The 23,428-nt window shown below is 32.7% G+C and carries 20 protein-coding genes and 1 pseudogene; 11 read left to right on the top strand and 10 right to left on the bottom strand.

The features are described from left to right. Positions 1-43: 43 nt before the first annotated feature. From AB3211_RS06405 to miaA, 4 genes are all read right to left on the bottom strand, one after another. Complete coding sequence (locus AB3211_RS06405; protein ID WP_410521589.1) at positions 44-424, bottom strand: hypothetical protein; 381 nt, start codon at positions 422-424, stop codon at positions 44-46. A gap of 11 nt (positions 425-435) precedes the next feature. Continuing rightward, positions 436-1,026, bottom strand: a complete 591-nt coding sequence (gene lspA / locus AB3211_RS06410) for a signal peptidase II (protein ID WP_367364834.1) — start codon at positions 1,024-1,026, stop codon at positions 436-438. Positions 1,027-1,192: 166 nt separating this feature from the next. Then, positions 1,193-2,116 (bottom strand): HEPN domain-containing protein, encoded by a 924-nt coding sequence (locus AB3211_RS06415; protein WP_367364016.1) that lies wholly within the window; start codon positions 2,114-2,116, stop codon positions 1,193-1,195. Between the two features lie 398 nt (positions 2,117-2,514). Beyond that, complete coding sequence (gene miaA, locus AB3211_RS06420) at positions 2,515-3,441, bottom strand: tRNA (adenosine(37)-N6)-dimethylallyltransferase MiaA (protein ID WP_367364017.1); 927 nt, start codon at positions 3,439-3,441, stop codon at positions 2,515-2,517. A gap of 31 nt (positions 3,442-3,472) precedes the next feature. Here miaA and AB3211_RS06425 point away from each other — a divergent pair, with 31 nt between their 5' ends. Continuing rightward, positions 3,473-3,634, top strand: coding sequence for a palindromic element RPE2 domain-containing protein (locus AB3211_RS06425; RefSeq protein ID WP_367364018.1), 162 nt, complete (start codon positions 3,473-3,475; stop codon positions 3,632-3,634). A gap of 130 nt (positions 3,635-3,764) precedes the next feature. On the opposite strand, the gene AB3211_RS06430 is transcribed toward AB3211_RS06425, so the two are convergent. Further along, a complete protein-coding gene (locus tag AB3211_RS06430; RefSeq protein WP_367364019.1) occupies positions 3,765-4,529 on the bottom strand; it encodes a GNAT family N-acetyltransferase in 765 nt (254 codons plus the stop codon). Positions 4,530-4,906: 377 nt separating this feature from the next. Here AB3211_RS06430 and AB3211_RS06435 point away from each other — a divergent pair, with 377 nt between their 5' ends. The 5 genes from AB3211_RS06435 (at position 4,907) to AB3211_RS06455 (ending at position 10,164) form a co-directional block, all read left to right on the top strand. After that, positions 4,907-6,190, top strand: coding sequence for an MFS transporter (locus tag AB3211_RS06435; protein WP_367364020.1), 1,284 nt, complete (start codon positions 4,907-4,909; stop codon positions 6,188-6,190). Next, positions 6,174-7,946: an ABC transporter ATP-binding protein gene (locus AB3211_RS06440; protein ID WP_367364021.1), complete on the top strand. Its 1,773-nt coding sequence runs from the start codon at positions 6,174-6,176 to the stop codon at positions 7,944-7,946. Before AB3211_RS06435 ends, AB3211_RS06440 begins: the two co-directional genes overlap by 17 nt. Before the next feature lie 129 nt (positions 7,947-8,075). Then, positions 8,076-9,050: a DNA cytosine methyltransferase gene (locus tag AB3211_RS06445; protein ID WP_367364022.1), complete on the top strand. Its 975-nt coding sequence runs from the start codon at positions 8,076-8,078 to the stop codon at positions 9,048-9,050. A gap of 15 nt (positions 9,051-9,065) precedes the next feature. Further along, entirely contained in the window at positions 9,066-9,236 is a 171-nt protein-coding gene (locus AB3211_RS06450) for a hypothetical protein (protein WP_367364023.1), read from the top strand. A 16-nt stretch (positions 9,237-9,252) separates the two neighbouring features. Next, entirely contained in the window at positions 9,253-10,164 is a 912-nt protein-coding gene (locus tag AB3211_RS06455; RefSeq protein ID WP_367364024.1) for a hypothetical protein, read from the top strand. Between the two features lie 8 nt (positions 10,165-10,172). Here AB3211_RS06455 and AB3211_RS06460 read toward each other — a convergent pair whose 3' ends face one another. Next, positions 10,173-10,832: a 7-carboxy-7-deazaguanine synthase QueE gene (locus AB3211_RS06460; protein ID WP_367364025.1), complete on the bottom strand. Its 660-nt coding sequence runs from the start codon at positions 10,830-10,832 to the stop codon at positions 10,173-10,175. Positions 10,833-11,002: 170 nt separating this feature from the next. On the opposite strand from AB3211_RS06460, the gene AB3211_RS06465 reads away from it, so the two are divergent. Further along, a complete protein-coding gene (locus AB3211_RS06465) occupies positions 11,003-12,232 on the top strand; it encodes a hypothetical protein (protein ID WP_367364026.1) in 1,230 nt (409 codons plus the stop codon). A gap of 267 nt (positions 12,233-12,499) precedes the next feature. Here the strand turns inward: AB3211_RS06465 and mreC are convergent, their stop codons facing one another. The 3 genes from mreC to AB3211_RS06480 form a co-directional block, all read right to left on the bottom strand. Continuing rightward, on the bottom strand, positions 12,500-13,336 hold the full coding sequence (mreC, locus tag AB3211_RS06470) for a rod shape-determining protein MreC (protein ID WP_341758330.1): 837 nt from the start codon (positions 13,334-13,336) through the stop codon (positions 12,500-12,502). A gap of 3 nt (positions 13,337-13,339) precedes the next feature. Next, on the bottom strand, positions 13,340-14,380 hold the full coding sequence (locus tag AB3211_RS06475) for a rod shape-determining protein (protein ID WP_367364027.1): 1,041 nt from the start codon (positions 14,378-14,380) through the stop codon (positions 13,340-13,342). A gap of 340 nt (positions 14,381-14,720) precedes the next feature. Beyond that, entirely contained in the window at positions 14,721-15,809 is a 1,089-nt protein-coding gene (locus tag AB3211_RS06480; RefSeq protein WP_367364028.1) for an LptF/LptG family permease, read from the bottom strand. A 444-nt stretch (positions 15,810-16,253) separates the two neighbouring features. Between AB3211_RS06480 and pheS the strand changes: the two genes are divergently transcribed. The 3 genes from pheS (at position 16,254) to AB3211_RS06495 (ending at position 20,801) form a co-directional block, all read left to right on the top strand. Continuing rightward, a complete protein-coding gene (gene pheS / locus AB3211_RS06485) occupies positions 16,254-17,303 on the top strand; it encodes a phenylalanine--tRNA ligase subunit alpha (RefSeq protein WP_367364029.1) in 1,050 nt (349 codons plus the stop codon). Continuing rightward, a complete protein-coding gene (gene pheT, locus AB3211_RS06490) occupies positions 17,300-19,681 on the top strand; it encodes a phenylalanine--tRNA ligase subunit beta (protein WP_367364030.1) in 2,382 nt (793 codons plus the stop codon). The genes pheS and pheT overlap by 4 nt, the downstream gene beginning before the upstream one ends. A gap of 598 nt (positions 19,682-20,279) precedes the next feature. After that, complete coding sequence (locus tag AB3211_RS06495; protein WP_367364031.1) at positions 20,280-20,801, top strand: hypothetical protein; 522 nt, start codon at positions 20,280-20,282, stop codon at positions 20,799-20,801. On the opposite strand, the pseudogene AB3211_RS06500 reads toward AB3211_RS06495, so the two are convergent. Beyond that, positions 20,783-22,234 (bottom strand): annotated as a pseudogene (locus AB3211_RS06500) (IS4 family transposase). The gene AB3211_RS06495 and the pseudogene AB3211_RS06500 overlap by 19 nt on opposite strands. A gap of 28 nt (positions 22,235-22,262) precedes the next feature. On the opposite strand from AB3211_RS06500, the gene AB3211_RS06505 reads away from it, so the two are divergent. Beyond that, positions 22,263-23,105 (top strand): hypothetical protein, encoded by an 843-nt coding sequence (locus AB3211_RS06505; RefSeq protein WP_367364032.1) that lies wholly within the window; start codon positions 22,263-22,265, stop codon positions 23,103-23,105. The last annotated feature ends 323 nt before the right edge of the window (positions 23,106-23,428 follow it).

Raw genomic sequence — 23,428 nt, forward strand, 5'->3', positions numbered from 1 at the left:
TGTCCACTAAGTGAAAAAATTATATAATATTAAAATAATAGCATTATTTTTCCATGTCCTCTATTAAAGCTTGCTCTCCATCATTGAGATTTTTGGGAGAATGAACTTTGTGGTTCTTTGTATCTTTTTTTTCAATAGAAGGTAAGTCATAGTGAGGGGGGACTTCTAAGGTTTTATTGCGTTGTACCCTATATTCATCAGGACCAGGTGTCACTATACCTATTGTTTCTTTTACTTTTTTATTGCAGGCAGACAGTGTTACTAAGGTAGTAAATAACAAAAAAATTATGCGCATACTCTTCTGCTTTAAAGAATTGGTTTCTGCAAATACTATCGAGGAATTCGTGTACTCACGTACTTCATGTATGCCTAGTTCACTCACCCCTTGTTTGTTTCCCCCATGCTTCAAATCATTTGAGTACATATCAATCCTCTTTATAAATTTATATTTTTCTTAAAATCAAGTTCACGAATCCTATCCGCTTCAGTTTGCAATCGAGCGTGATTATATTCAACATCTTGTTGTTGTTCAACAATTTTCTTGGTCTTATAATAATCATGCAATAAGAATATTGTACCTAATGAAATGAAACTATCTGCTAGATTAAATACCGGAAAACCAAAATCTTTATAGTGAAAATAAATAAAATCAAATACCGCCCCATGAACAAAACGGTCGATCAAATTACCAATAGCACCACCAATGACAAAACTACAACCAACAAAGCTTGGCATCGTCTTACATTTTAATAAGATATACCACAAATATGCTATAAGGGCAGAGTTAACGACTATAAAAAGCATATTACTATACTGATAATAATTTCGAAGCATCCCAAAACTAATTCCATAATTCCAAATATAAACCATATCTAAAAAGCTGGTTACTTCTAGTGTTAGACCAACTTTACCTCTTAGATAATTTATAAAATACCATTTTACTAATTGATCTATAATTACTAATTTAACAATTATACGACTACTTTGGCGAATAATTAGTAATATTTTCTTAAATATTGATGGTATACGCATATTATAATTTAATTTTTGATTATACTCTTCTGCTTTGAAGAATTATTTTTTGAAAATATCAGGAACTCGCATACTCATGTACTAAATGTACACTCCGCTTACTCGTCCCTCATTTTCAAATCTAATTCATGCGAATTCGGGATTAAGAATTAACTAATTCTTATCCCGAATTGGGGTAATTCGTAGGATCATTCGAGTATAGTTCTATTTTATTAATCCTTTCTAGGCAGATATTTTCAGTCACTATCTTTAATTCCTCTACCCGGTTAATAAGGTAAAGTAATTGTTCTTTACTAATTGTATAATCTTGATCATACCTTGCGTCAACATAAGCATTTCGCAGTAACGTAAAGCACTCTTCTTGCTCAGGAGTCTCATGTGGAAATATCTTGTAGAGATCGTAATGATGACTTCTAGCCCTATCGCCAAGTCCCAGTATATCATGTGACTTGGCCTTGTAACCAGTAAAAACTAACAAGATAGCATTATAAAAGCTCTCGGTAGCTTGGTGAAGCACAAAGGCTGCATTATTCAATTGTTCTATATCCAAACACAAATGAGTGAGTAATAGAAAGTCCTTAGCTTTTTTAAACCAATGTTTATAATCTTTTTCAGCTATTGGTTTACGTTCCTGCCATGATAGTTCCTTAGCTTCAGACAGTATAAATTCACCACTATCATATAAAAGAATTCCCTCTTTCTTGATATCACTAAAGAAATACTGCCCTTTTTCCAGTTGCTTATTTACCAGCTTAATAGGTTCAAGTATCAGAGTAATTGGTGGTTTTTCATCTAATGAGAATTTTTTACCTAGCCTGTTCTCTATCTTATGTTGTAGGTTTATAGCTGGATAGCCAGCATATTCTCCGTTCTTTAAAATCAACAAAAGATCAAAATCACTTTGATACTTATAATAACTAATATCCCCTACCTTCTCTATATCCTCTACCCAATCTCCTCTAGCATAAGAGCCAAATAAGATAATCATTGCTATTTTTGATTTGCCTACATATAGGATTTCTTTAACAATATTATCTAGCTTTTCTTTAATCACTAGTGAGCGGTCAGGTAAGGTAGTTTTCATAAAGCTATTTTTTTATCCTAGATCAACTATATACCAAATATTTAAATAATCAACAACAGTTTAATCGTAAATTATAAAATAATTTAAAATTATAATCAATAGTTGTTATATGTGTCATAATGCAGTAACAATAACATAAGGAAATTAAGACTATTAAACAGGTGTCTTATACTATTTCCCATTATTAACTACGCTATTTAGCACTACAGTTGTAGTACTAATGTCAAAACGATGTCATCCCAGCGAAAGCTGGGATCTAATAATGTTTAATAGTCTTTTAGGCTATTTTTTTAGATTCCCGCCGTTGCTAAGAATGACAGCTCTAGGTAGTAACTACAACTGTAGTATTAGCGTAGTTAATAATGGGAAATGGTATTATATCAAACTTAGGTTAAAATTTATAATATCTCCAAATCAATAATCAACTCTTCAAATTGCTGATTATTAGAATATTCTAGAGTTATCTTGTCTTTTATTTGGTTTTTGAACCAAGTAATTTGCCTTTTTGCATATTGCCTAGTTTTAATTTGTGCTAAATTTATGGCATGTTGCAAAGTAATTTCATTATCTAAATAGCATAATATTTCCTGTAGACCAATGGTTTTTATTGCAGAAGAATATATATCAGGAAAATCTTTTTTAATTTGTGCTACTTCTTCAATTGCTCCTTCATTAAATAATTTTTCTAACCTAGTATTACATGTTTGATAAAGAAATTCTCTCTTTGGATGTAGAAAAATTACCTTAAAATCAAATGCTGGAAGAATAGATTTATTTTGTAAGCTTTGGAAAGCAAATATAGATTGTCCGGTTTCCATAAATACTTCATAGGCTCTTATAACCCTTTGAGTGTCGTATTCGTGTAACTTTTGGCTAGCCAGTCTATCTAGCTCTTTTAGTTTATTAAAAAACTGGGTCGAACCAATCTTAGAGTGTAGCTCTCTAACATATTGCCTAATTTTAGGAGATATTGATGGTATTTCATTATAACCAAAAAGTAATGAATTAATATATAACCCAGTACCGCCAACAATTATTGGTAGCTTGCCTCTACTACGAATGTTTGTAATTTTTTCAAGAGCATAATTTATATATTGTATTACTGAAAATTTTTGATCTATAGATAAAAAATTATAAAGATGATAAGGAATCTCATTGCGGTATGTTTGTGATGGCGAGGCAGTAATAATAGGAATCTGCCTATATATCTGCATAGAATCACAGTTAACTATCTCAGCATTATATATTTTAGCTAAATAATGTGCCAAATAAGACTTGCCGCTAGCGGTAGGTCCACATATAACTAACATTTTCTTTTTTTGCATTAATGTATATACTCAAGAATAGAAAATTAACATGAAAGCTATAACTATAGTCAATTCAGGAGAATTGGATAGCAGGAACGATGGAGCGAAGCCTATAGATAATAGGCGAGCGATCGAAGACGACGTTACCAAATTCTTATCAATTGACTATACCCGACTATCATTACTTCGTCTATTAGCAAGGAGTGCATAAACACAACTAAGCAAAAATCACTTTCTTGGATTGCTTCCATAACTGTTGAAAGTGAAAAAATATAATACATTGTAACCAAAAATTATGCATAATTTCAACAGTTATGGGATAAATACCTACTCGTCGTATGTCATTGCTGCCATTCCAAAACTACCTCTGTATCACCAGTTAAAGGTGCGTCCATTTCACTAGTGTAGTGTAATTCAAATTTACATACCTCGTCTTTATGCTCACCAAATGGTTTAAAAGCTAAACGTTCTAGTATTGTTTTAGAAGCGATATTAGTTATTGACGTTGTGGCCTCAACTGTAGTAAAAATTTCACCTCCAACAAATTTTTTTAATTGTTCATCATAAGTTTTATTTACGTAAGCTTGTTTTTTTGCTAACTCTTGACCATATCCCAAAATTAACGCACCAACATTCTCATATCCTACATATTTTTTTGTATTACTCCTGCGATATTCTTGATTAAACGAATAAGCAATTTCCCCTGCATGATCTTTACTGCCATCACTTATCACTTCAGATCCAACAACTGCATCGTTAGATTCATCTGTAATTATAAAAGTGGCAAATGAATAACCATTGTTCCACAAAAAGCTTTGCTCATGAACTCTTTCTACAAATTCTTCTACGCTTACTTTTCCTGTTGCAGAACGTTCCATTATAACAGGATCTGCAGACATAAAATTAAATAATTGTTTAATTTTATCCGGGAAATTTGCAAAATCATTTTCTGTGGTATATAAAGACTCAGCACGAAATCTCTCTGTATATATATAACTTTTTAATACGCCATTTTCATCCTCTTCACCAAGAGTCACATTGAATGTACCGCAAGTTTGTTGATAATGGGTAAGTGCCTCCTGTAAAGTGTTAATTTGCTTAGACATTTTTTCTATCTCCACTAATTGGATATTGCTAGGATTATCTTTGTATCACCTTTCACATTGTTCTAGAAAAAACTCAATATCCACATTTTGCTTATTATATAATTTTACACTCGATGATCAAGTTTTTTCTGAGTAGCAGGAAATAATTAGAAAATTATGCCTTTTAAGAGTGATTCCTAAAAAATAAGTACCATTTACTTAACTTTAAGACGATAAAAACTCTTGTAATTAATATAATAATAGCAGAATATGGTTTAAAGTAGCTGAGTATACCTTGCACTCTTCAATGGCTGTTGATTGTATTTTGAAGAAAAATCAGTATAGTCTTTGAATATCCATAAAAATTATACTATGACAAAAATAATAGGTCTAGATGTATGACAAGACCGGCATTCCTAATTGCTTTTTTTACAACAATTGTGCGTTATTATGATTATGCTCTTTTTGGTCTCTCGGCAGCAGCTCTATCCAAGAATTTTTTACCTCTAGGATCAAATGATAGGCAGATATTATTATTTTTTGCTATATTCAGCATAGCTGTAATAGCTCGTCCCATAGGCTCGATCATTTTTGGTTTTATCAGTGATAAATATGGTAGAGTTGTATCAGTTAAAATTTCAGTATTTTTGGCTACTATCTCTACAATTCTTATAGGATTAACCCCTAATTTTGATAAAATTGGTATGTATGCTACAATAATTTTAATATTTTGTCGTATGACATTTTTAATGAGTTTGGCAGGGGAGGGTGATGCAATAAAAATTTATGTTGTAGAAAAGGTGGGAAGTAGGCATAAAAATTATACTTATGGTATCGTGTCATTTTGTACTCAGGTTGGGGCATTGCTTGCTGCAGCAATTTATCATTTTTCGACAAAGTTTGAACAAATGTCTCATTTATGGCGGGCAAATTTTATTATTGGTGGAATCTTTGGTTTATTTATCATAAGTCTAAGGCACTATTTTCGTGAAAGTGAGGAGTTTTTAAAGTCTAAAAAGGATCATAAATCTATAGATTATAACTTTTTTGATTTAGGAAAGATTATAAAAAATTCATTTGGCAGATTTATCATAGCAATATTAATAAGTGGTTGCATAGGAGGTATTTACCATTTTTTAATTATTTTTTGGGGAGTCTTTGCAGCAAAAAGTGCGTTACTTATGAATAGCAATCAAGCTCAAATTATCAATATAGTCTTAATAACCATTTATGCTATTATGTCAGTGTTTTCTGGTTTTTTATCCGATAGGATTTATCCTAAAAAACAAATTATTACATCGTTATCATTAAGTTTGTTAGTTATAATTATTGTACAGTTTCTATTATATAAAGAAATCTTTGTGATTTACTTCCCTATCATTCTTATAGCACTCGCTCCATTTTATGTAGTACCATTACAAGTTATTGTCCAATCTCTATTCATTACTAATATTAGGGCTAGAATGTGTAGCCTATCGCATTCACTTGGTGGCATGATAGTTTCGTCAACAACACCATTTTTTTGTATGTTATTGTGGCAATATTTTAATTCAATATTCTTAGTGCTAGGATTTTTTCTGCTATTGTTATTAATATTGTTCAGTACAGTAATTTATCTGTATAGTACAAACGTTATAACAAATTACCAAACTGAAGGAGAGAATTTTGCAAAAAAAACATAATCTAATAAATTATGACTATAGTGCCTATAATACTTTAAGAAGGTTAATAGTTGATTATATAAAGCCATATCTCAAACAGATCGGCATAGCAGTATTTTGTATGGTAATTTCGGCTGTGTGTGGTGCTTATAGCGTTAATTTAGTGCAACCAACTATTGATCAAATATTTTTAACAGGCAATCGTCAAATGTTACTCTTTGTGCCTTTAATGGTAATAATAACTTTTTCTGTTAGAGGTATTGCTGAATATTATTCAAATTATTTAATTAAATTTGTTGGTCAGAGGATTTTAACTGATCTACAAATTAAGATGTATGAGCATTTATTGTTTGCCGACATTCTCTTTATTCAATCTCAATCATCGGGGCGTTTAATATCACGTTTTACTAACGATATTTCCATGATGCGTAGTGCTGTGTCAAATTTACTAGTAGGATGTGCCAAACATTTTTTGACAGTAGTAGGCCTTATCATAGTGATGTTTAAGTTAGAACCTGGGTTGTCTTGTATTGTATTCCTAGCATTTCCCCTAGCAATTTATCCAATACAGAAATTAGGAAAAAAAATTCGTAGAATATCAGGGCAAGCTCAAGAGGAATTAGCTAATTATACTTCTAGGTTAGATGAAACTTTTCAGTCAATTAAAATTGTTAAGTCCTTTTTAGGAGAGAAGATTGAAAGCAATCGAGCTTTATTGCTCTCTAGTAATATTTTACGTTTTCTAAAGAAGACTGCAAAATTGGATGCATTGGTCTCACCAATCATGGAAGTATTAAGTGGTATCACAGTTGGAGGGCTTATTTGGTATGGTGGGTTGTTAGTCATAAAAGGAGAAACTACACCAGGAGCATTTTTTGCTTTTATTACTGCCTTTCTTGCAGCTTATAGGCCTTTTAAAAGCTTAGTTTCTTTAAATGTAAACTTACAAGAGGGGATTGCTGCAACAAGAAGAGTCTTTAGTATTCTAGATACTGAGCCTATTATTAAAGATAGTGTAAATGCTCAAAATGTTCAGTTAGTTAATCCACAAATAATTTTTAACAATGTCGAGCTAAAATTTAATAATAAAGTAGCTTTAAAGCTCGTTAATCTAAAAATAATGCCAGGGAAAACTACAGCTTTTGTTGGACGTTCTGGCAGTGGCAAAACTTCGTTATCTAATTTATTAGTAAGATTTTATAACCCAACTAGCGGACAAATTTTAATTGATAATTATGATATTAAAGATATAAGGATTGACTCTTTAAGGCAGCAAATTTCTTTAGTAACTCAAGATACTACATTATTTGACACTAGTGTTGCAGAAAATATTGCTTATGGTAATCCAAATGCAACTCGTGATCAGATTATTATAGCGGCAAAATATGCTGATGCTCATGAATTTATTTCACACCTTCCAGCAGAGTACGACACGATAATTGGTAATCAAGGTTCAACACTTTCAGGTGGACAACGTCAGCGTTTAGCCATAGCTAGAGCTTTTTTGAAATCAGCGGCAATTTTAGTTTGGGATGAAGCAACAAGCTCGTTAGACCAAAATTCTGAGCGATTAATTCTAAATTCTTTAGTAAATATTCGTGAGAATAAAACCACCCTAATTATAACACATCGTTTATCGAGCATTAAGGATGTTGATCATATAGTTGTTATGAAATCTGGCATGATATTTGAACAAGGAACTCACTCACAACTTATGGACAATAAAGCGGAATATTATAAATTATATAATAAGGAATTAGAGGAGGGGGATAAGTGATGAAGTTAATATGGAAAAATAAATATACTGCTATGATTTCAAGAGTTGATAGACGATAGAATATAAAAATTATATATTGAGGCTGTGGTTAAGTTGTTTAATATAAAGTTTATAAAAACTGATTTACAAATGTACAAATTTTCTTTCATTGATTTATTTGCTGGGATTGGAGGGTTTAGGATTGCGTTGCAGTCAATAGGTGGAAAGTGTCTTTTTTCATGCGAAATAAATGAACATTGCCAAAAAATGTATAAAGAAAATTTTGGAGAAATTCCAGCTGGAGATATCAAAACAATAGATCCAAATGATATACCGGAGTGTGATGTTTTATGTGCAGGATTTCCTTGTCAACCCTTTAGTATTTCAGGTAAAAAAATGGGATTAAAAGATGAACGTGCAAGTGTAATTGAATCAATATTTAATATCGTAAGTCATTTAAAGCCTAAAGTTGTAATGCTAGAGAATGTGAAGCATTTATTACATCATAACAATGGTGAGACATTGCAACATATCATATCAAACCTTAATAAGATAGGCTATAATATTTCTTACAATATACTAAATGCAAAAAATTTTGGAGTCCCGCAAAATAGAGAAAGATTAATTATTATTGCAAGTTTAAACGGTAAGTTTAATTTTTCTAAGCTTCAAAAACAAAAAAGTATAAAAATTCATGATATTTTGGATCAAGAAGGGGATTTTGAATTTCTAGAATCAGATGAATATAAAATTATAGAGAATCCAACTAGACAACAAAGTGGTTTAATATTTTGTGGATATAGGAATAAAAAGATAAGAATTAAAGGAGTTAGGGAGGGAACTGAGCATTTATCTAGAGTTCACAAACAACCAAACAGAATATATTCAATTGAAGGTACGCACCCAACGTTATCATCGCAAGAAACTTCGGGGCGTTATTGGATATTACTCGATAATGGACGTGTAAGAAAACTAACAATAAATGAGTGTTTTAAAATTATGGGATTTCCTGAGGACTATAAACTAAAATCTCCAATATCTGCGTTATATAAACAAGTTGGAAATTCTGTATGTATTCCAAAGGTAAGAATTATAGGAGAAGCTATAGTTGAACAATTACTGTGATTTATTGAGTTTATTATGGAATATGGAAAAGAATTAGCTGCTATCTTGGAAAAAGTTTCAGTTGAGTCTGATTTCTTTATAGAAGATAGTATTAAAAGTAGATTGGATATTATATTAGATAATTCAGAGCGTAGTAAGGGGGTGCTGTGTAGTATACAAATATTTTCATCCTTCTCAGGATGTTAGATACCATCAATCAAGTATGCAAAATGGATATTTTGGTAGAAGCTTTGATACAAAATATGTTACTCCATTTTTAAGAAAATATGAATTTCCATCAATGTCTGAAAGTGGTTGGCTAACTCGTTCTCTTGAGCAACCTTATCCATATATATTAGACTACAAGGGAAGAATATCACCAAAAGAAGTCGCCGAAGCCTTTTTATTAATTCTTAATGAATTAGAAGTTAATAAATATTCAGCAGAAGTAACTCTTAAGTATATTTTTAAGCAACTTTTAATTCAAAGGGAAAAGAAGCGGGTTAATCTAGTTCGTCCAACGGAGATAACGATTGCTAATGCAATTTATATTCTTGAAAAGCATTTTTCGTATAAATACAAAGATGGTTTTGGAGCAAGTAGGTTGCCAGTATTAGCAATTTATGCAATATATAAATGTTTTATTGATGAGGTTAAAAGATTTAATTCATGTAAATTGGCTCAACTTGAAAGTCATACATCATCTGATCTACGAAGTGGTGCTATAGGGGATATTGAAGTATTTGATAAAAACAATCAAGTTCTTGAAGGTATAGAGGTTAAGTGGAATAGGCTAATCACTAAAGAGACCGTGCAAATTGCATTTGACAAATTTCGGATTACTAAAATTCAAAGATATTACATTTTATCAAATTTAAAGTTAACCGCATCAGAATTTGATGCTATTAATGACATAATTCAAAAAATTAAAATCTTACATGGCTGTCAGGTTATCGTTAATGGTATTATTGACACAATAAAATATTATTTACGTTTATTACAAGATACATCAAATTTTGTAGACAAATATGTTTCGTTAGTAGAGGTTGATAGAGCTATTAAATACGAGCATAAAATACGTTGGAATGAAATTTTTAATGAAGTTATGGTAGGGGGGATAATTTTAGGTGAATAAATATATAATCACTCAATACCCAAAATCTTATGAGTTTGCAAGGAAAGGCGATGACCATACTTAATGGCCAAATCAATAGCTAACCGTTCATTTTCTTTATTTAGTAACGGATTATTTTGATCCATAGGCTGAATAAATACTGGTATATTATACTTGCTTTGTCCTACTTCTGGTATGTTAGAGTATTTGGGTATATTTTTAGCCACCAAAAATTTCAGGGCATTAATATGAGATAGTAAGTCATCTCTCAATAGTGCATAACCATTTTTCCCAGCTTTTGGTGAGCAAACTATATGGACTTTATCTGGAAGATCACGATATAATGTGCCATTAGTTTCAATTTGCACTATATAATCCAAATCTACTAATTTATAGCACAATAATTCTATAGGTTGACGAAAAGGCTCACCACCAGTTATAACCACTAGCTTGATATTAGTTGCCAGTTTTACAACTTCTTCGATAATATTGTTAATAGTTAATATATTAAAATCTTCAAAGTCGGTATCACAGAAATTACAAGCAAGATTGCATCCACCAAGCCTAATAAAAACAGCAGGCATACCTACAAAAGGTCCTTCTCCCTGAATAGTCTTAAAAATACTTTTGATTTCTAGACTAGTTCCATCATTAAATATGGCTGGCCTTTTAGGGTTTTGTCCAAACATAATGTATTAGTATAAAAATATTGTTAATTTTAAAACGGAAAGGCTAATAAGATTGGAGTAGTATAATTAATATTTTAGTATATAATGCTCAACTATAAAAATTAGTTATTCAAAATATAACTATAATATATAATTTATATTAACTACTCAACATATAAATAGCTTTTTATATGAAAAGGTTTAATAATTATGGTGGTAAAAACATGAGAAGTGACAGTGAATATTTAAAAAATAATTTTATTGATGCTATTAGGAAAGAAATTATTTTGCTAGGCACAAATAAGGGGCTTGATAGCAATGTATCATTATGTGGGATAGATAATATTCTTGAACAAGATATAGAAGGTAGTTGTTATAAAACATTTTACAGTGAAGATGGTGATGTTAAGGATGTATACCATCAGGACCCAGCAGGTAATAATTGTTTACTTTTTGCGATTGCCTTGAAATTATATCCACTAGCTGAAAGGTTAATTGATGATGCAAAAAGTAAGTTGTCAGATGAGGAATACAAAGATTTCTTGAATTATCAATATGTAGATGTAACTGGTCAGGAAAGAAGCTGGTATACCAATACGGCATTAACTTTAGCTACCAAGCATAATCAATATCAATTAGCTCAAAAATTACTAAATGAAGGTGCTGATCCAAATGGTACTGATGAATATGGGCTAACATCTTTGAGTGTGCTATGTTTTCATTTAGGGTTAGTATCAGAAGAAAAAAATACTGAAATAGTTAAACTTATTAAACTATTAAAGTCTAAAGGGGCTGATTATACACATGAAGATATGCTAGGTTTAAAGCCATTAAATTATTTAACGAAAGACCTAGATGGTCAAGAAATAAGAGGATATAAGCTTTTTTCCGTTGACATAATCAAGCAAATTAAGAGTGTAACAGTTGGTGGATGGTATGTTAATGACAACAAGACACCAGTAAATATTCCAAAAGATTGGCCTGTAGAAGCTTGCGAAAAAGAATTAATGACAACTATTGGTAAAGAAAATGTTGATAAATATTACATTTATGCAACACAAAACAGTTATGGTGCAGGTGGAAAAATATATAGTTCCTGCAGGTGGGGAGCTAATGATTCAAATTTACTTAGTGTACTGGAGGATTATGAATTGAGTAATCTTAAGAACGAGTGGAGAAATGAAGGGCCAGTAACTCGTAAGCAGGATTTTTTTAATAGTCCACAAGGATTAAAATTAAAAAGTTTACTAGAAAAAGAAGGGGAAATTGCAGAGTTAGTTGATATTACAAACAGCTTACTAGCAGTAGCACTTGAAACAAAAGATAGTCATTCTGTAGAGCAAGACATTACTCAAGAACATAATCAAGAGAATGACGTCCCGCTTATTGCTTCTGTTAATCCCATGTTTGTAGAATGCTAGACTTTATTAGGTTTCGTGAAGGTTAATAGCCCACAACTGTCGAAAGTTGTGGGGCTTATTGCATAGTACCCTACATTTTTCTATAATCGTCATCGCGAGGCATTTAAAGATGCCGTGGCGATCTAGGTAAACAGCGAAGCTGTTTTTTTAGAGTAACGCTTCGCGTATCCTGGATTGCCGCGTCGCCGCTTTCAGCGACTCCTCGCTAATAGACGATCAGCAGCCATTTTAATAGTGGTTATATAAAAAATGTAGGGTACTATGGGCTTATTGTGGTAGCAATATACTGACAAACTCAGTTTTTGATAAGTCAACTACAGGCTTTACAAGAACATTCTCTGCATTTGCTTTTTTTACGTAACCCACTGTTATGCCGTAAGGGTAAATATTACCATAACCAGATGTTATAACTTTTTCGCCTTTTTGCACAAGATGAGTTTTTGGTAAATAGAGTATTTTGCTACCGTTCTCATAGCCGCTCATGATACCTTTTTCTTTTGAAGATACTGTAGTGATGGGGATTCGAGAGTTTACGTCATTAACTAAAATTATTTTAGAGTAATTGTTGCTTACTTGTATTACTCGCCCAACTAATCCTTCACTGTTGGTAACTATCTGATCAACTTCCACACCATGTCTCACTCCAGCTGACACTAAAGCAGTTTTACTGAAGGGATTTAATGAAACACTTAGTAATTTAGCACTGACATAGTTATATTGCTCTTCTTCTACAACTGATAGTAGTTTTTTTAGCTCTTTATTCTCAGATTGGATCAAATATATATTGCTCTGTAAGTTTCTTAGTCTTGCCACTTCTAATTGTAGTTCGATATTTTCTCTTGCTAAGTCTCGTAAATAAATAAAATTTTGGGTTATTAAATTAATTTGCTTAAATATGTTTTCATGAATTAGCAATCCACCAAAAATAACATGTCCAACGACTTCAAGAGAAATAGAAGAAAATCTTTTTGGAGCAGCAATAAATAAGTAAAGTGAGGCGATAACAAAAAATAAAACGAAAACACGTCTCAAAGTAACAAGTATAAATCTAGCAAACTCTACTATTTTACTAGAACGCTTTATTCTGTTTGCAAGTAATGCCATCGGTTAATCTTGTTTAAATAACACATGCTTGAATTTTTGAAAATCTTCTAGTACTTTTCCTGTGCCAAGAGCTACACATGATAGTGGTTGATCAGCAATAATTACCGGTAGTTTAGTTGCTTCTTTTAGGACATAATCTAGGTTTCGGAGTAATGCCCCACCACCAGTCATAACAATTCCCGTATCTACAATATCAGATGAAAGCTCTGGAGGAGTACATTCCAACGCCACTTTTACTGCTTCGACAATTTGACTAACTGGTTCAATTAAACTGTCAGCAATTTGTCTTTCGTTTAGTAGCATTTCTTTAGGGATACCATGGATTAAATCCCGTCCTTTAATTTCCATTACTCTTGGTTCTAAACTATCATCTACGTAAGCAGCCCCAATCTGTTTTTTGATTTTTTCTGCTGTAGCTTCACCGATTAGTAAATTATAATGCCTTCTAATATAAGAAATAATAGACTCATCCATTTTATCACCACCTACCCGTACTGATCTAGCATACACAATACCACCTAATGATAGGACGGCTACTTCTGTTGTTCCTCCTCCTACATCAACAATCATTGAACCAGTTGCTTCTGTTACTGGTAAGCCAGCACCAATTGCTGCTGCCATAGGTTCTTCTATAAGGTATACATCTCTACCTCCTGCACTCTCTGCTGCTTCTTGAATAGCTCTACGCTCAACTGGTGTAGAACCTGATGGCACACAAATTATAATCATTGGACCAGTAAATGATCTACGATTATGTACTGTTCTGATGAAATATTTTATCATTTCTTCAGCTCCCTTAAAGTCGGCTATAACACCATCTTTTAGTGGTCTTTTTGCTTCAATGTCTGTGGGGGTACGTCCTAACATATTTTTTGCTTCCTGACCAAATGCGTATGGCTTAAATGCTCCGTCCACTTTAATCAATGCAACTACAGAAGGTTCGTTAAGTACGATTCCTTTACCTTTGACGTACACTAAAGTATTAGCCGTACCAAGATCTATGGCCATATCACATACAAATTTCCTGAAAAATTTTGTTAGCATTTTTATTTCTCCAAAATCAAATCATTTTAACGTATCACCCTAATTCGGGATAAGAATTAGTTGATTCTTATCCCGAATTGGCTTTAATATAAGGAAAAATGCATTCTTAAAGCGGTTTTGCGAATGCATTTTAAACCTTTCTAAAGCTAAAAACATGATTTTAATCTTTTAAAATCATGTTTTTAGCAAAATGGATTGCCACGCTCACGTATGTTCGCTCGCAATGACATATACGTCTATAAAACGTCATTGCGAGGAGACCGTAGGTCGACGAAGCAATCTATAACTTCACCGAATTTGGGATAAGAATTAATAAATTATTATCCCGAATTCGCGTGCATCAGGTTTCTTTAGAATGCATAATAACAAAATTACTGAAAAATAATATACATATATTTGGCAATAAAATAGCTAAGAAAGGAGGGGTTGCATTATATGCGAGTATTTTAAACAAAATCTCTAATAGAAAATAAATAATAAAACCTAGAAATAAGCCAATTACTAAGATTTTTTCTTGAGAATTATCACGTTGCTTAAGACTAAAAAAGCAGGCTGCTAAAATCACTGTGGTAGCCATAATTATAGGCTTAAATAACTGTTTATAGAAATAAATTTGGTAGTTAGTTATTGGTAAACCAAATTCTACTAAATGTTTAATTGTATCTGGTAAATCCCAAATAGCAATCATCTCAGGATTTATAAAACTATTTAGTAAGTTACTTATTGATAAATTTGTTGGAACGGTAAAATGCTCATATTGTTTGACATTATAGTTATCCGAAATTTTTACAGAAGTTAGTTTTAAATTATTATCAACTAAAATAGCATGTTCCCCATCAATTCTTTTTAAGAAATTATTTTTGTCATCTAAAAATAATATAATAATCTTATTTAACTTATTGTTCACTACATCAATAGACCCAGCCTGAATAATTCTTTTATTGCCTTGATAATTCTCAAAAAATAGTAAACCAGATTTTGATATTATAAAATTATTAGATGTCTTTTTACTCAATTTTGCTTCTAAAGATTCATATTTTTGTAAACCAAATGTACCAATAGGGTTACATATAGTTATTAGTATTATACCAAAAATCACCGCTGCAAAAACTGGCACAGCAATAACCCTCCAAATATGTATACCATTACATAAAATAGTTATTAGTTCGTTATGTTTAGTTAGTCTTTTTAGAAAAAATAACATCGCAATGAAGCTAAGAAGAGAAGCTACTTCATTAACTAAATAAGGTATTTTGTATAATACAAGTTTCCAAAAAAAATGTGTTGGAATATATACAGCTTTAAATTTCTGCAAAAGGTCAAAGATATTTGAAAGAATTAAAACCCCGATAAGCAGAAGCAATATACCGATGAAATAGCCACAATATAGCCTGAGCAGGTAAATTGAAAGAGTTTTAAAATTAATCATTTTAAAATAAAAATTGGTGGCCGTAGTGGATGATTTTACAACCAAAAGTGAATGAAGAGCTATTATAAAACACCACTAGTATCATACATGTATAATATAATCTCAACTATTGATGTAATAAATTAATAGTAGGCTCAAGTAATCATCGCCATTATGTCATCCCAGCAAAAGCTGGGATCTAAAACTATATAACATACCTTACTATGCTATTTTTAGACCCCTGCGTTCGCAGGGGTGACATCTGAAGGGGCAGGGATGACACTAAACCGATATCTTACATCGAATTGAGGTTAATATAATAACTATATCAGTAATAGTACTCGATAATCAAGTTTTTTCTAAGTCATTGTCAATACCATATTATTGACATTTGTTTCTAATTAATCTAGACATATAATAAAATTTACTCTAATCTTTATGGCTCGATATTATTATTAACTTGTTATGGATCATCTAAACCAAATACTAAAATCTGCACAAAACAGAATAGAATCAACTCAAACTCTATCAGAGTTGCAACAAATTAGGGTGGAGTTTCTTGGGAAACAAAGCTTACTTAACCAAGAAATGAGAAAGCTTGGTAGTCTTGAGCAAAATGATCGCAGAAAGTTAGGCGAGGCAGTTAATCTGCTTAAAGGACAGATTAGTAATTTGCTAGAAGCAAAACAAGCAGTCTTGGAGGAAATTGAATTAAATAAACGATTTGCTGAAGAAAAGACAGATTTAACAATTCCAGCCCGGCAGTATAAGAAGGGGAGCATACACCCCATTACCCAAGCTACCGAAGAATTAATTCAAATATTTGCAAAATTTGGGTTAACAATCGAGTATGGTCCAACTATTGAAAATGATTGGTATAATTTTACTGCCCTAAATTTTTATGAAGATCACCCTGCAAGGCAGATGCACGATACTTTCTATCTAAAAGCAAAAGAAGGAGAACAGCCTTTATTGTTGCGTACCCATACTTCAACGATGGAAATCAGGACAATGGAAAAGGGTAAACCGCCTTTTAGGATTATTGCTCCTGGTAGAACTTATAGATCTGATTCAGATATGACTCATACACCAATGTTTCATCAGATTGAGGGGCTGGTGATCGATAAAAATATCAATATGGGACATTTAAAATACATTATTACAGAGTTTATCAAAGATTTTTTTGAACAAACAAATATTGACATACGTTTTAGACCAAGTTTTTTTCCCTTTACTGAGCCGAGTGCAGAAGTGGATATTAAGATGCAAGGTAGCAATAAATGGCTTGAGGTACTTGGCTGTGGTATGACCCATCCAAATGTTCTTAAAAATGTTAATATAGATAGTGAGTGCTATCAAGGGTTTGCCTTTGGTCTGGGTGTTGAGCGTTTTGCTATGTTAAAATACGGTATCAAGGATCTCAGGCAATTTTTTGAAGGAGATATAAGATGGTTAAAGCACTATAATTTCTCTGCTTTTGACTGGCCAACTCTAGCTGGAGGATTAACAAGATGAAATTTACTTTATCTTGGTTAAAAAAATTCCTAGATACCGAGAGTTCTGTTGAGGAAATTGCTGAATATTTAACTATGCTTGGCCTTGAAGTGGAAGAAGTAATAGATAGAAGGACGGAGCTAAAGGATTTTGAAGTAGCTCATATACTAGCTACTAAACCTCATCCATCGGCGGACAAGCTAAAAATATGTGATGTCCAAACTAGGGAAGGTATTTTACAGATAGTTTGCGGAGCAAGTAATGCTAGGGAAAATATTAAAGTAGTACTGGCAAAAATAGGTTGTGAAATACCTAATGGTAAATTTAAAATTAAAGAGTCGGTAATACGAGGAGAAAAAAGTTGCGGAATGTTATGTTCTGAAGCAGAACTATTAGTGGGTACTAATTCTGATGGTATAATAGAACTGATGCCTGATGCTAAAATAGGAGAGCCATTTATACAATATTATGGGTATGATGACCCAGTTTTTGATATTAACGTTACCCCAAATCGTGGTGATGCTCTTGGCGTCTATGGTATAGCTAGAGATCTAGCTAGCAAGGGTATTGGTACGCTTAAAGAATTAGAAATACCATCAATTGCCGGAGAATTTAAATCTACTGTGGCTTTAAAGATAGAAAATAAAGAAGCATGCCCATTATTCTGCTTTCGGGAAATAAGAAATTTACAAAACAAGACAAGCCCTGATTGGTTGAAACAATTATTACAAAATATTGGAGTAAAACCAGTTTCGGCTGTAGTGGATGTTACTAACTACATATCTTATAGCTTCGGGCAACCAATGCATGCTTACGATAGAAGTAAATTATCAGATCACCTGCACATTACACTACTTAAAGAAAAAACTAAATTTCTAGCTTTAAATGGCAAAGAATATGATTTAGATGAAGGATCTTTGGTAATTCAAGATAATAGGCGAGTAGCTGCTCTTGCTGGTATTATAGGGGGGGATAATAGTAGTTGTGGGATTGAAACACAAAATATCCTGCTAGAAGCGGCGTGTTTTTCTGCTAAATATATTACTAAAACTGGTAGATCTCTACAGATTGATACTGATTCTAGATATCGCTTTGAACGTAATATTGATCAGGCATTTACCTTAAAAGCTTTAAATATTGCGAGTAAAATGATTTTATCTATTTGTGGAGGTGAAATTTCTGATATAGTGTATAATGGGGATCTCACCCTTGCTCAAAGATTCGTGGAATTCCCTGTAGATTGTCTAGATAAAATAACTGGTCTGAGTTTAAATAAGATAGAGATTTGTAATATTTTAGAGAAACTTGGCTTTGCTATAGTAGATATAGGTGATACTCTAAAACTTACTATACCTTCTTGGCGACATGACATAGCAATCAAAGAAGATATTGTTGAAGAAATTGTTCGTATTTATGGTTATGACAAGTTAGACTCGATTAAATTACCAGAAATGCAATTAACAAGGATTATACCTAGAGAGCAAAGAAGAATTTCTGATATTAAAAGAATTTTAGCCACTTGCGGGTATGATGAAGTCGTAAGAAACTCATTCATGGATAGTGAAGTTGCAAAATTATTTGCTCCAATAAAAGAGGAATTATTTCTACTAAATCCTATTAGTGTAGATAATAATTATATGCGACCTAACCTCATTGCAAATTTACTTAAATTAGTTCAAAAAAATTTAGCAAGATCAATTAGAGAAATTGCTTTGGTGGAAGTAGGACCAATCTTTAACTCTTGTACATCTGATGGTGAGTTGGTTTTTGCTTCTGCAGTAAGATGTGGACAATATCATGTGAAAGATTGTCATTCTGAAGCTCGCTTAGTAGATGTTTTTGATATTAAATCTGACCTAGAAAATGTTTTAAATTATACTGGCTTATCGATTGATAAGTGCCAATTTTGTCCAACTGAGTTACCTTATTACCATCCGACAAAATCAGCTCTGATAAAACTTGGTAAGAATGTCATAGCATATTTTGGACAAATTCATCCATCTATATTAAAGCATTTTGATATTGATTGTGAGATATTTGCCTTTGAAATAAATATTGCCAATATACCATTTGCTAAAGCAAAGTTTGCTAAAAGAGACGAGTTTATTGTTTCCGACTTCCAGCCAACTTTTAGAGATTATTCTTTTGTAGTTGATCTAGAACAGCCGGTTGGCGAGATGATGATTTATATAAAGAATTCTAATAAAAAAATAATAAAATCAGTTGATCTATTTGATGTTTATGTAGGGGATAAACTACCATCTAGCAAAAAATCAGTAGCAATTAAAGTGCAATTCCAAGCAGATGATCGTACGCTAAATGAAGCAGACCTAAATTTATTGAGTCAAGAAATTGTTAGAATTGTTTATGAGAAATTTCAAGGTAAGTTAAGAGAATAAACTTCTACTTTCAGACTAATTATACTATTTCCCATTATTAACTACGCTATTTAGCACTACAGTTGTAGTACTAATGTCAAAACGATGTCATCCCAGCGAAAGCTGGGATCTAATAATGTTTAATAGTCTTTTAGGCTATTTTTTAGATTCCCGCCTACGCGGGAATGACAGCTCTAGGTAGTAACTACAACTGTAGTATTAGCGTAGTTAATAATGGGAAATGGTATAAGACATCATTTCATCGTATATGTCCCTACTTTGTTCATCCCTGCTTCCCTTTATGTCATTCCCGCGTAGGCGGAAATCTATAATATCTAATAGCCTTTAAGGTTATTTTTTGGATTCCCGCCGCAGCTCGAATGACATACTAGTGATCCACGTGGGCAAAGCTTTCGCTGGGATGCCATAATGGCGAGTAGGGGTGACATAGTGGCTAGCAGGGACATCGAAAGGGAATCAAGGGTTCACCCCTAATAGGGATGATACTGATAATTTATTACATCGAAATTTGTTTTTTTTAGTTACAGTCCTTGACTTCGTTAAATTAATAACGTTATTAAGTACACTTAAGAAATATTAATTAAGTAGGAGTAGTTGTATGACAAGTGGTAATGAAAACTTAAATTTTGCCAATGAATCTGTGAATAAGCTAGCTGAGGCTGCAATTGCAGCTTATGTTAGCTTGCCGCCATCTTCTCCTGATAAGAAAAATTTAGAAGATGTTGCTGAGATTATAACTAGTACGATAAATGTTGCGGATGGAAGTAACTCACAGAAAAATCTAGAAGCATTAAGCAAAAAGGTCGAAAACAGTAAAAATAGTTCCCTAATTGTTATTAAAGTAAAGGAATGGGCTCGTTCTCTTATTAAGTTTTTAAAATTTCCATTTAGTAAACAACATAAAGAAGAGTTAAAACACGTAGAAGCAGATTTTATTAAAGAACTTGAACTTATAAAAAAAAGTTACGATAAGGGTATTTCCCCTGTGCAGGAACAAATATCTACAAGCATTCCAGCAAAAGAAACCGGGCTTTTGCCCCCATCTTTGGTAGAAACTCAGCAAAAACCTCATGTAACGACGGCTACCACAGCACCTTACTATTACCCACAAATATTATAGTTAGCTAATTGATAACCTTGAACTAGATCAAATAACCGTTGCCATCCTCTCCACAATACAATAGGACTAGGCTCTGGATCATTTTTTCTTGCTAAATACCCACCCAATTTAGCAACCCATATTATAGCATTTTTTATTGTAGGAATTGTATTATTAGGGGGAGCTGCTTTGTGTATCTTTACATACAAAACTCGCCATTCTTCTTCAGCTAATATTACACTACATGGTAGATTAGGATTAGTTCTGCCAATTAAAGTAATAAAAAAAATTCTCCAAGCAATTATGCTCATGATTGTCAAGTATTTTATTAATCTTTCTCCTGTTGCAAGTCTACATTGTTCAACCCTAAATCCAGATTTTAAAATTTTATGAAAAATTTCAATTCTCCATCTTAAACAATACCATCTTACTTTCTCTATAGCTTCTTCAAAATTATTGATAACTATATTGGTTAGTAACATCCATTCTAATGGTGTTGTTCCACTAGGGGGACGACGCTCAATAACATTGATGGCATATACTGGTAAATTTGGCAATGTTTCTGTTTTATGTCTTACATTGTTTACAGGAGGATTCATTATAAATTTTCCAAATCTAACTTCCAAATGTCTAATCCTATTAGCTTTATTTTCTTGACTAGTATCTTTAACTGCTATTTCTCCAGCACACTGGAAACCCGATACTACCTTCCACAAATATTGTCTATCTTTTTTGGAATATTTTGACTTTTTATTTATTTCTCTATCCTGTGCAGCTCTAACTAAAACTTTAGATTTCTGAGCTTGTGCCAATTCAAAAAAATCATATATATCAGCTTCTCTATCACAAACAGTTATAATTTGGGTATTACCATTATTCGTTGCATTAATAGTGTTCTGTAATGCATTAAGCCACTTTATACTTTCTTTATCTTTAATATGTACCGTATTACCATGACTAGTTTTTTTTAACTGTTGTATTTCTTCAGGCACTGCTGGTCTATTGTGAATCTTTTGATCCAACAACCCAAGTGCTAACCCATTGCTAGCAACCGCAAAGGCAGTATGCATTATCAGACCTTTACATTCAATATTTTTAACATTCTTTCCCTCTTTTCTTGATAACACACCCAATCCAGTAGTTTTTTTATGACTAGTATATGTGATATAACTAGTATCTTGTATAACAAGAACTTTATCATGCTCTTTGATTCTTTCTACTGTTTTAGCAATATGGGATTCTAATATTTTTGATTCCTTAACATTATCGTTTTTTTAAAAACGATATGCTGCTTTTGTTTCTGCCCAATTTCCACATGCTTGATTAATTGAGCTTTCAGGTATATTCGCAAAATTATCAGCTATCTTTATTAACCTATCTGTCAGCCTTTTATCACCCAAAATAGCTCCACTAAATTCCTCGGTCAAATAATTATTTATTATTTCTTGACTCATACTATACCTCTACAATGTAATATTTTAATTGCAAATCAGTATATTATTTTTACTTCTTTTTCACCATTGTTATTTTGTGGGTAATAGTAAGACCACAGCACCGGTAGTAGTACATGAAACTGCACACTTTACTATCTCAGTGCAAGCAACAGTTACTCCACCTAACGATCCAGTTACGCCACCGCCACCACCGCCTCCTCCGCCTTCACCTTCTCATTCTGATGTAGTGCTGCAACAGATATCTCAAGCTGATTTGTTGGCGGCTATAACAGGAGGTAGCTTTAAGTTAAACAAAGTAGAAGACCGAACATTAAATGAATTACCTGCAGACCAAGTAGATAATTCCTTTATGAATGAGTTGCAGAAAAAGTTGGCAGCACGTCGAGGATCTGAGGGGCAAGGCGATAAGAAGCTATCTCCAACATATGCTAAAGACGCTGCTGAATTTGAAAGGCTGGGAAGAGAAGAAGAAGCACGCCAAAAAAGACAAGAGGAGATAGATGCTCCAAGAATAGCAGCAGCACTAAAGGAAGAGGCGGAAAAGAAGGCAGCAGCTGAAAAGATACTATCTCCTCCTAAGGTTCAATCTAAGTTTGGAGAAATTCCACCACCACCTCCTCCGCCACTTCTTTCGCCTAGTACAAACCCACTAGCTAATATTAGAAAATTAGAAACAGCTGTAAAAGAATCCCCAATAACCAAGCCACAGACTGATCAAAATAGACTTGGGTTTGCTGTCGGCTCAGCAGATATCACAAATGCACTAGCAGGGTTGAGGAAAGCAGTCACTTCTCCTCAAAAAGAAACAGAAGCACCTACAGCAAGTTTTGGAGTAAAGCTTAAACAAAAAACAGATGCACCTACTAGGTAACCGATAAAACAGTGCAATCCAGCTCAATAGGCTTCGATGTCATTCCTAGCTAAAAGCTGGAATCCAAAAAATAGCCTGCAAAGGCTATTAGATATTATGGATTCCTCATCGAAGCGTACTAGTGTCCGGTTTAAGTTGGCGGCGTCATCTTAAGCAAGTGATATCCTTCGGTGCGAACGCTCGATCCGGGATCGAAGGGCTTCAAATTATCATAAGGATGATTTGTCAATCTTACTTAACCTCAGTTCGATATAAGAAATAATTCTTATATCGAACTGGCTTTGTTATAAGGAAAAATGCACTCTTGAAGCGGTTATGCGAGT

This window comes from Candidatus Tisiphia endosymbiont of Nedyus quadrimaculatus, assembly GCF_964059235.1.
Lineage (GTDB): Bacteria > Pseudomonadota > Alphaproteobacteria > Rickettsiales > Rickettsiaceae > Tisiphia.

Excerpts from the sequence above, each read along its gene's own strand:
- AB3211_RS06405 (WP_410521589.1), bottom strand. The coding sequence starts at position 424 with ATGTACTCAAATGATTTGAAGCATGGGGGAAACAAACAAGGGGTGAGT.
- AB3211_RS06415 (WP_367364016.1), bottom strand. The coding sequence starts at position 2,116 with ATGAAAACTACCTTACCTGACCGCTCACTAGTGATTAAAGAAAAGCTA.
- miaA (WP_367364017.1), bottom strand. The coding sequence starts at position 3,441 with ATGCAAAAAAAGAAAATGTTAGTTATATGTGGACCTACCGCTAGCGGC.
- AB3211_RS06425 (WP_367364018.1), top strand. The coding sequence starts at position 3,473 with ATGAAAGCTATAACTATAGTCAATTCAGGAGAATTGGATAGCAGGAAC.
- AB3211_RS06430 (WP_367364019.1), bottom strand. The coding sequence starts at position 4,529 with ATGTCTAAGCAAATTAACACTTTACAGGAGGCACTTACCCATTATCAA.
- AB3211_RS06435 (WP_367364020.1), top strand. The coding sequence starts at position 4,907 with ATGACAAGACCGGCATTCCTAATTGCTTTTTTTACAACAATTGTGCGT.
- AB3211_RS06445 (WP_367364022.1), top strand. The coding sequence starts at position 8,076 with ATGTACAAATTTTCTTTCATTGATTTATTTGCTGGGATTGGAGGGTTT.
- AB3211_RS06450 (WP_367364023.1), top strand. The coding sequence starts at position 9,066 with ATGGAATATGGAAAAGAATTAGCTGCTATCTTGGAAAAAGTTTCAGTT.
- AB3211_RS06455 (WP_367364024.1), top strand. The coding sequence starts at position 9,253 with ATGCAAAATGGATATTTTGGTAGAAGCTTTGATACAAAATATGTTACT.
- AB3211_RS06460 (WP_367364025.1), bottom strand. The coding sequence starts at position 10,832 with ATGTTTGGACAAAACCCTAAAAGGCCAGCCATATTTAATGATGGAACT.
- AB3211_RS06465 (WP_367364026.1), top strand. The coding sequence starts at position 11,003 with ATGAAAAGGTTTAATAATTATGGTGGTAAAAACATGAGAAGTGACAGT.
- mreC (WP_341758330.1), bottom strand. The coding sequence starts at position 13,336 with ATGGCATTACTTGCAAACAGAATAAAGCGTTCTAGTAAAATAGTAGAG.
- AB3211_RS06475 (WP_367364027.1), bottom strand. The coding sequence starts at position 14,380 with ATGCTAACAAAATTTTTCAGGAAATTTGTATGTGATATGGCCATAGAT.
- AB3211_RS06480 (WP_367364028.1), bottom strand. The coding sequence starts at position 15,809 with ATGATTAATTTTAAAACTCTTTCAATTTACCTGCTCAGGCTATATTGT.
- pheS (WP_367364029.1), top strand. The coding sequence starts at position 16,254 with ATGGATCATCTAAACCAAATACTAAAATCTGCACAAAACAGAATAGAA.
- pheT (WP_367364030.1), top strand. The coding sequence starts at position 17,300 with ATGAAATTTACTTTATCTTGGTTAAAAAAATTCCTAGATACCGAGAGT.
- AB3211_RS06495 (WP_367364031.1), top strand. The coding sequence starts at position 20,280 with ATGACAAGTGGTAATGAAAACTTAAATTTTGCCAATGAATCTGTGAAT.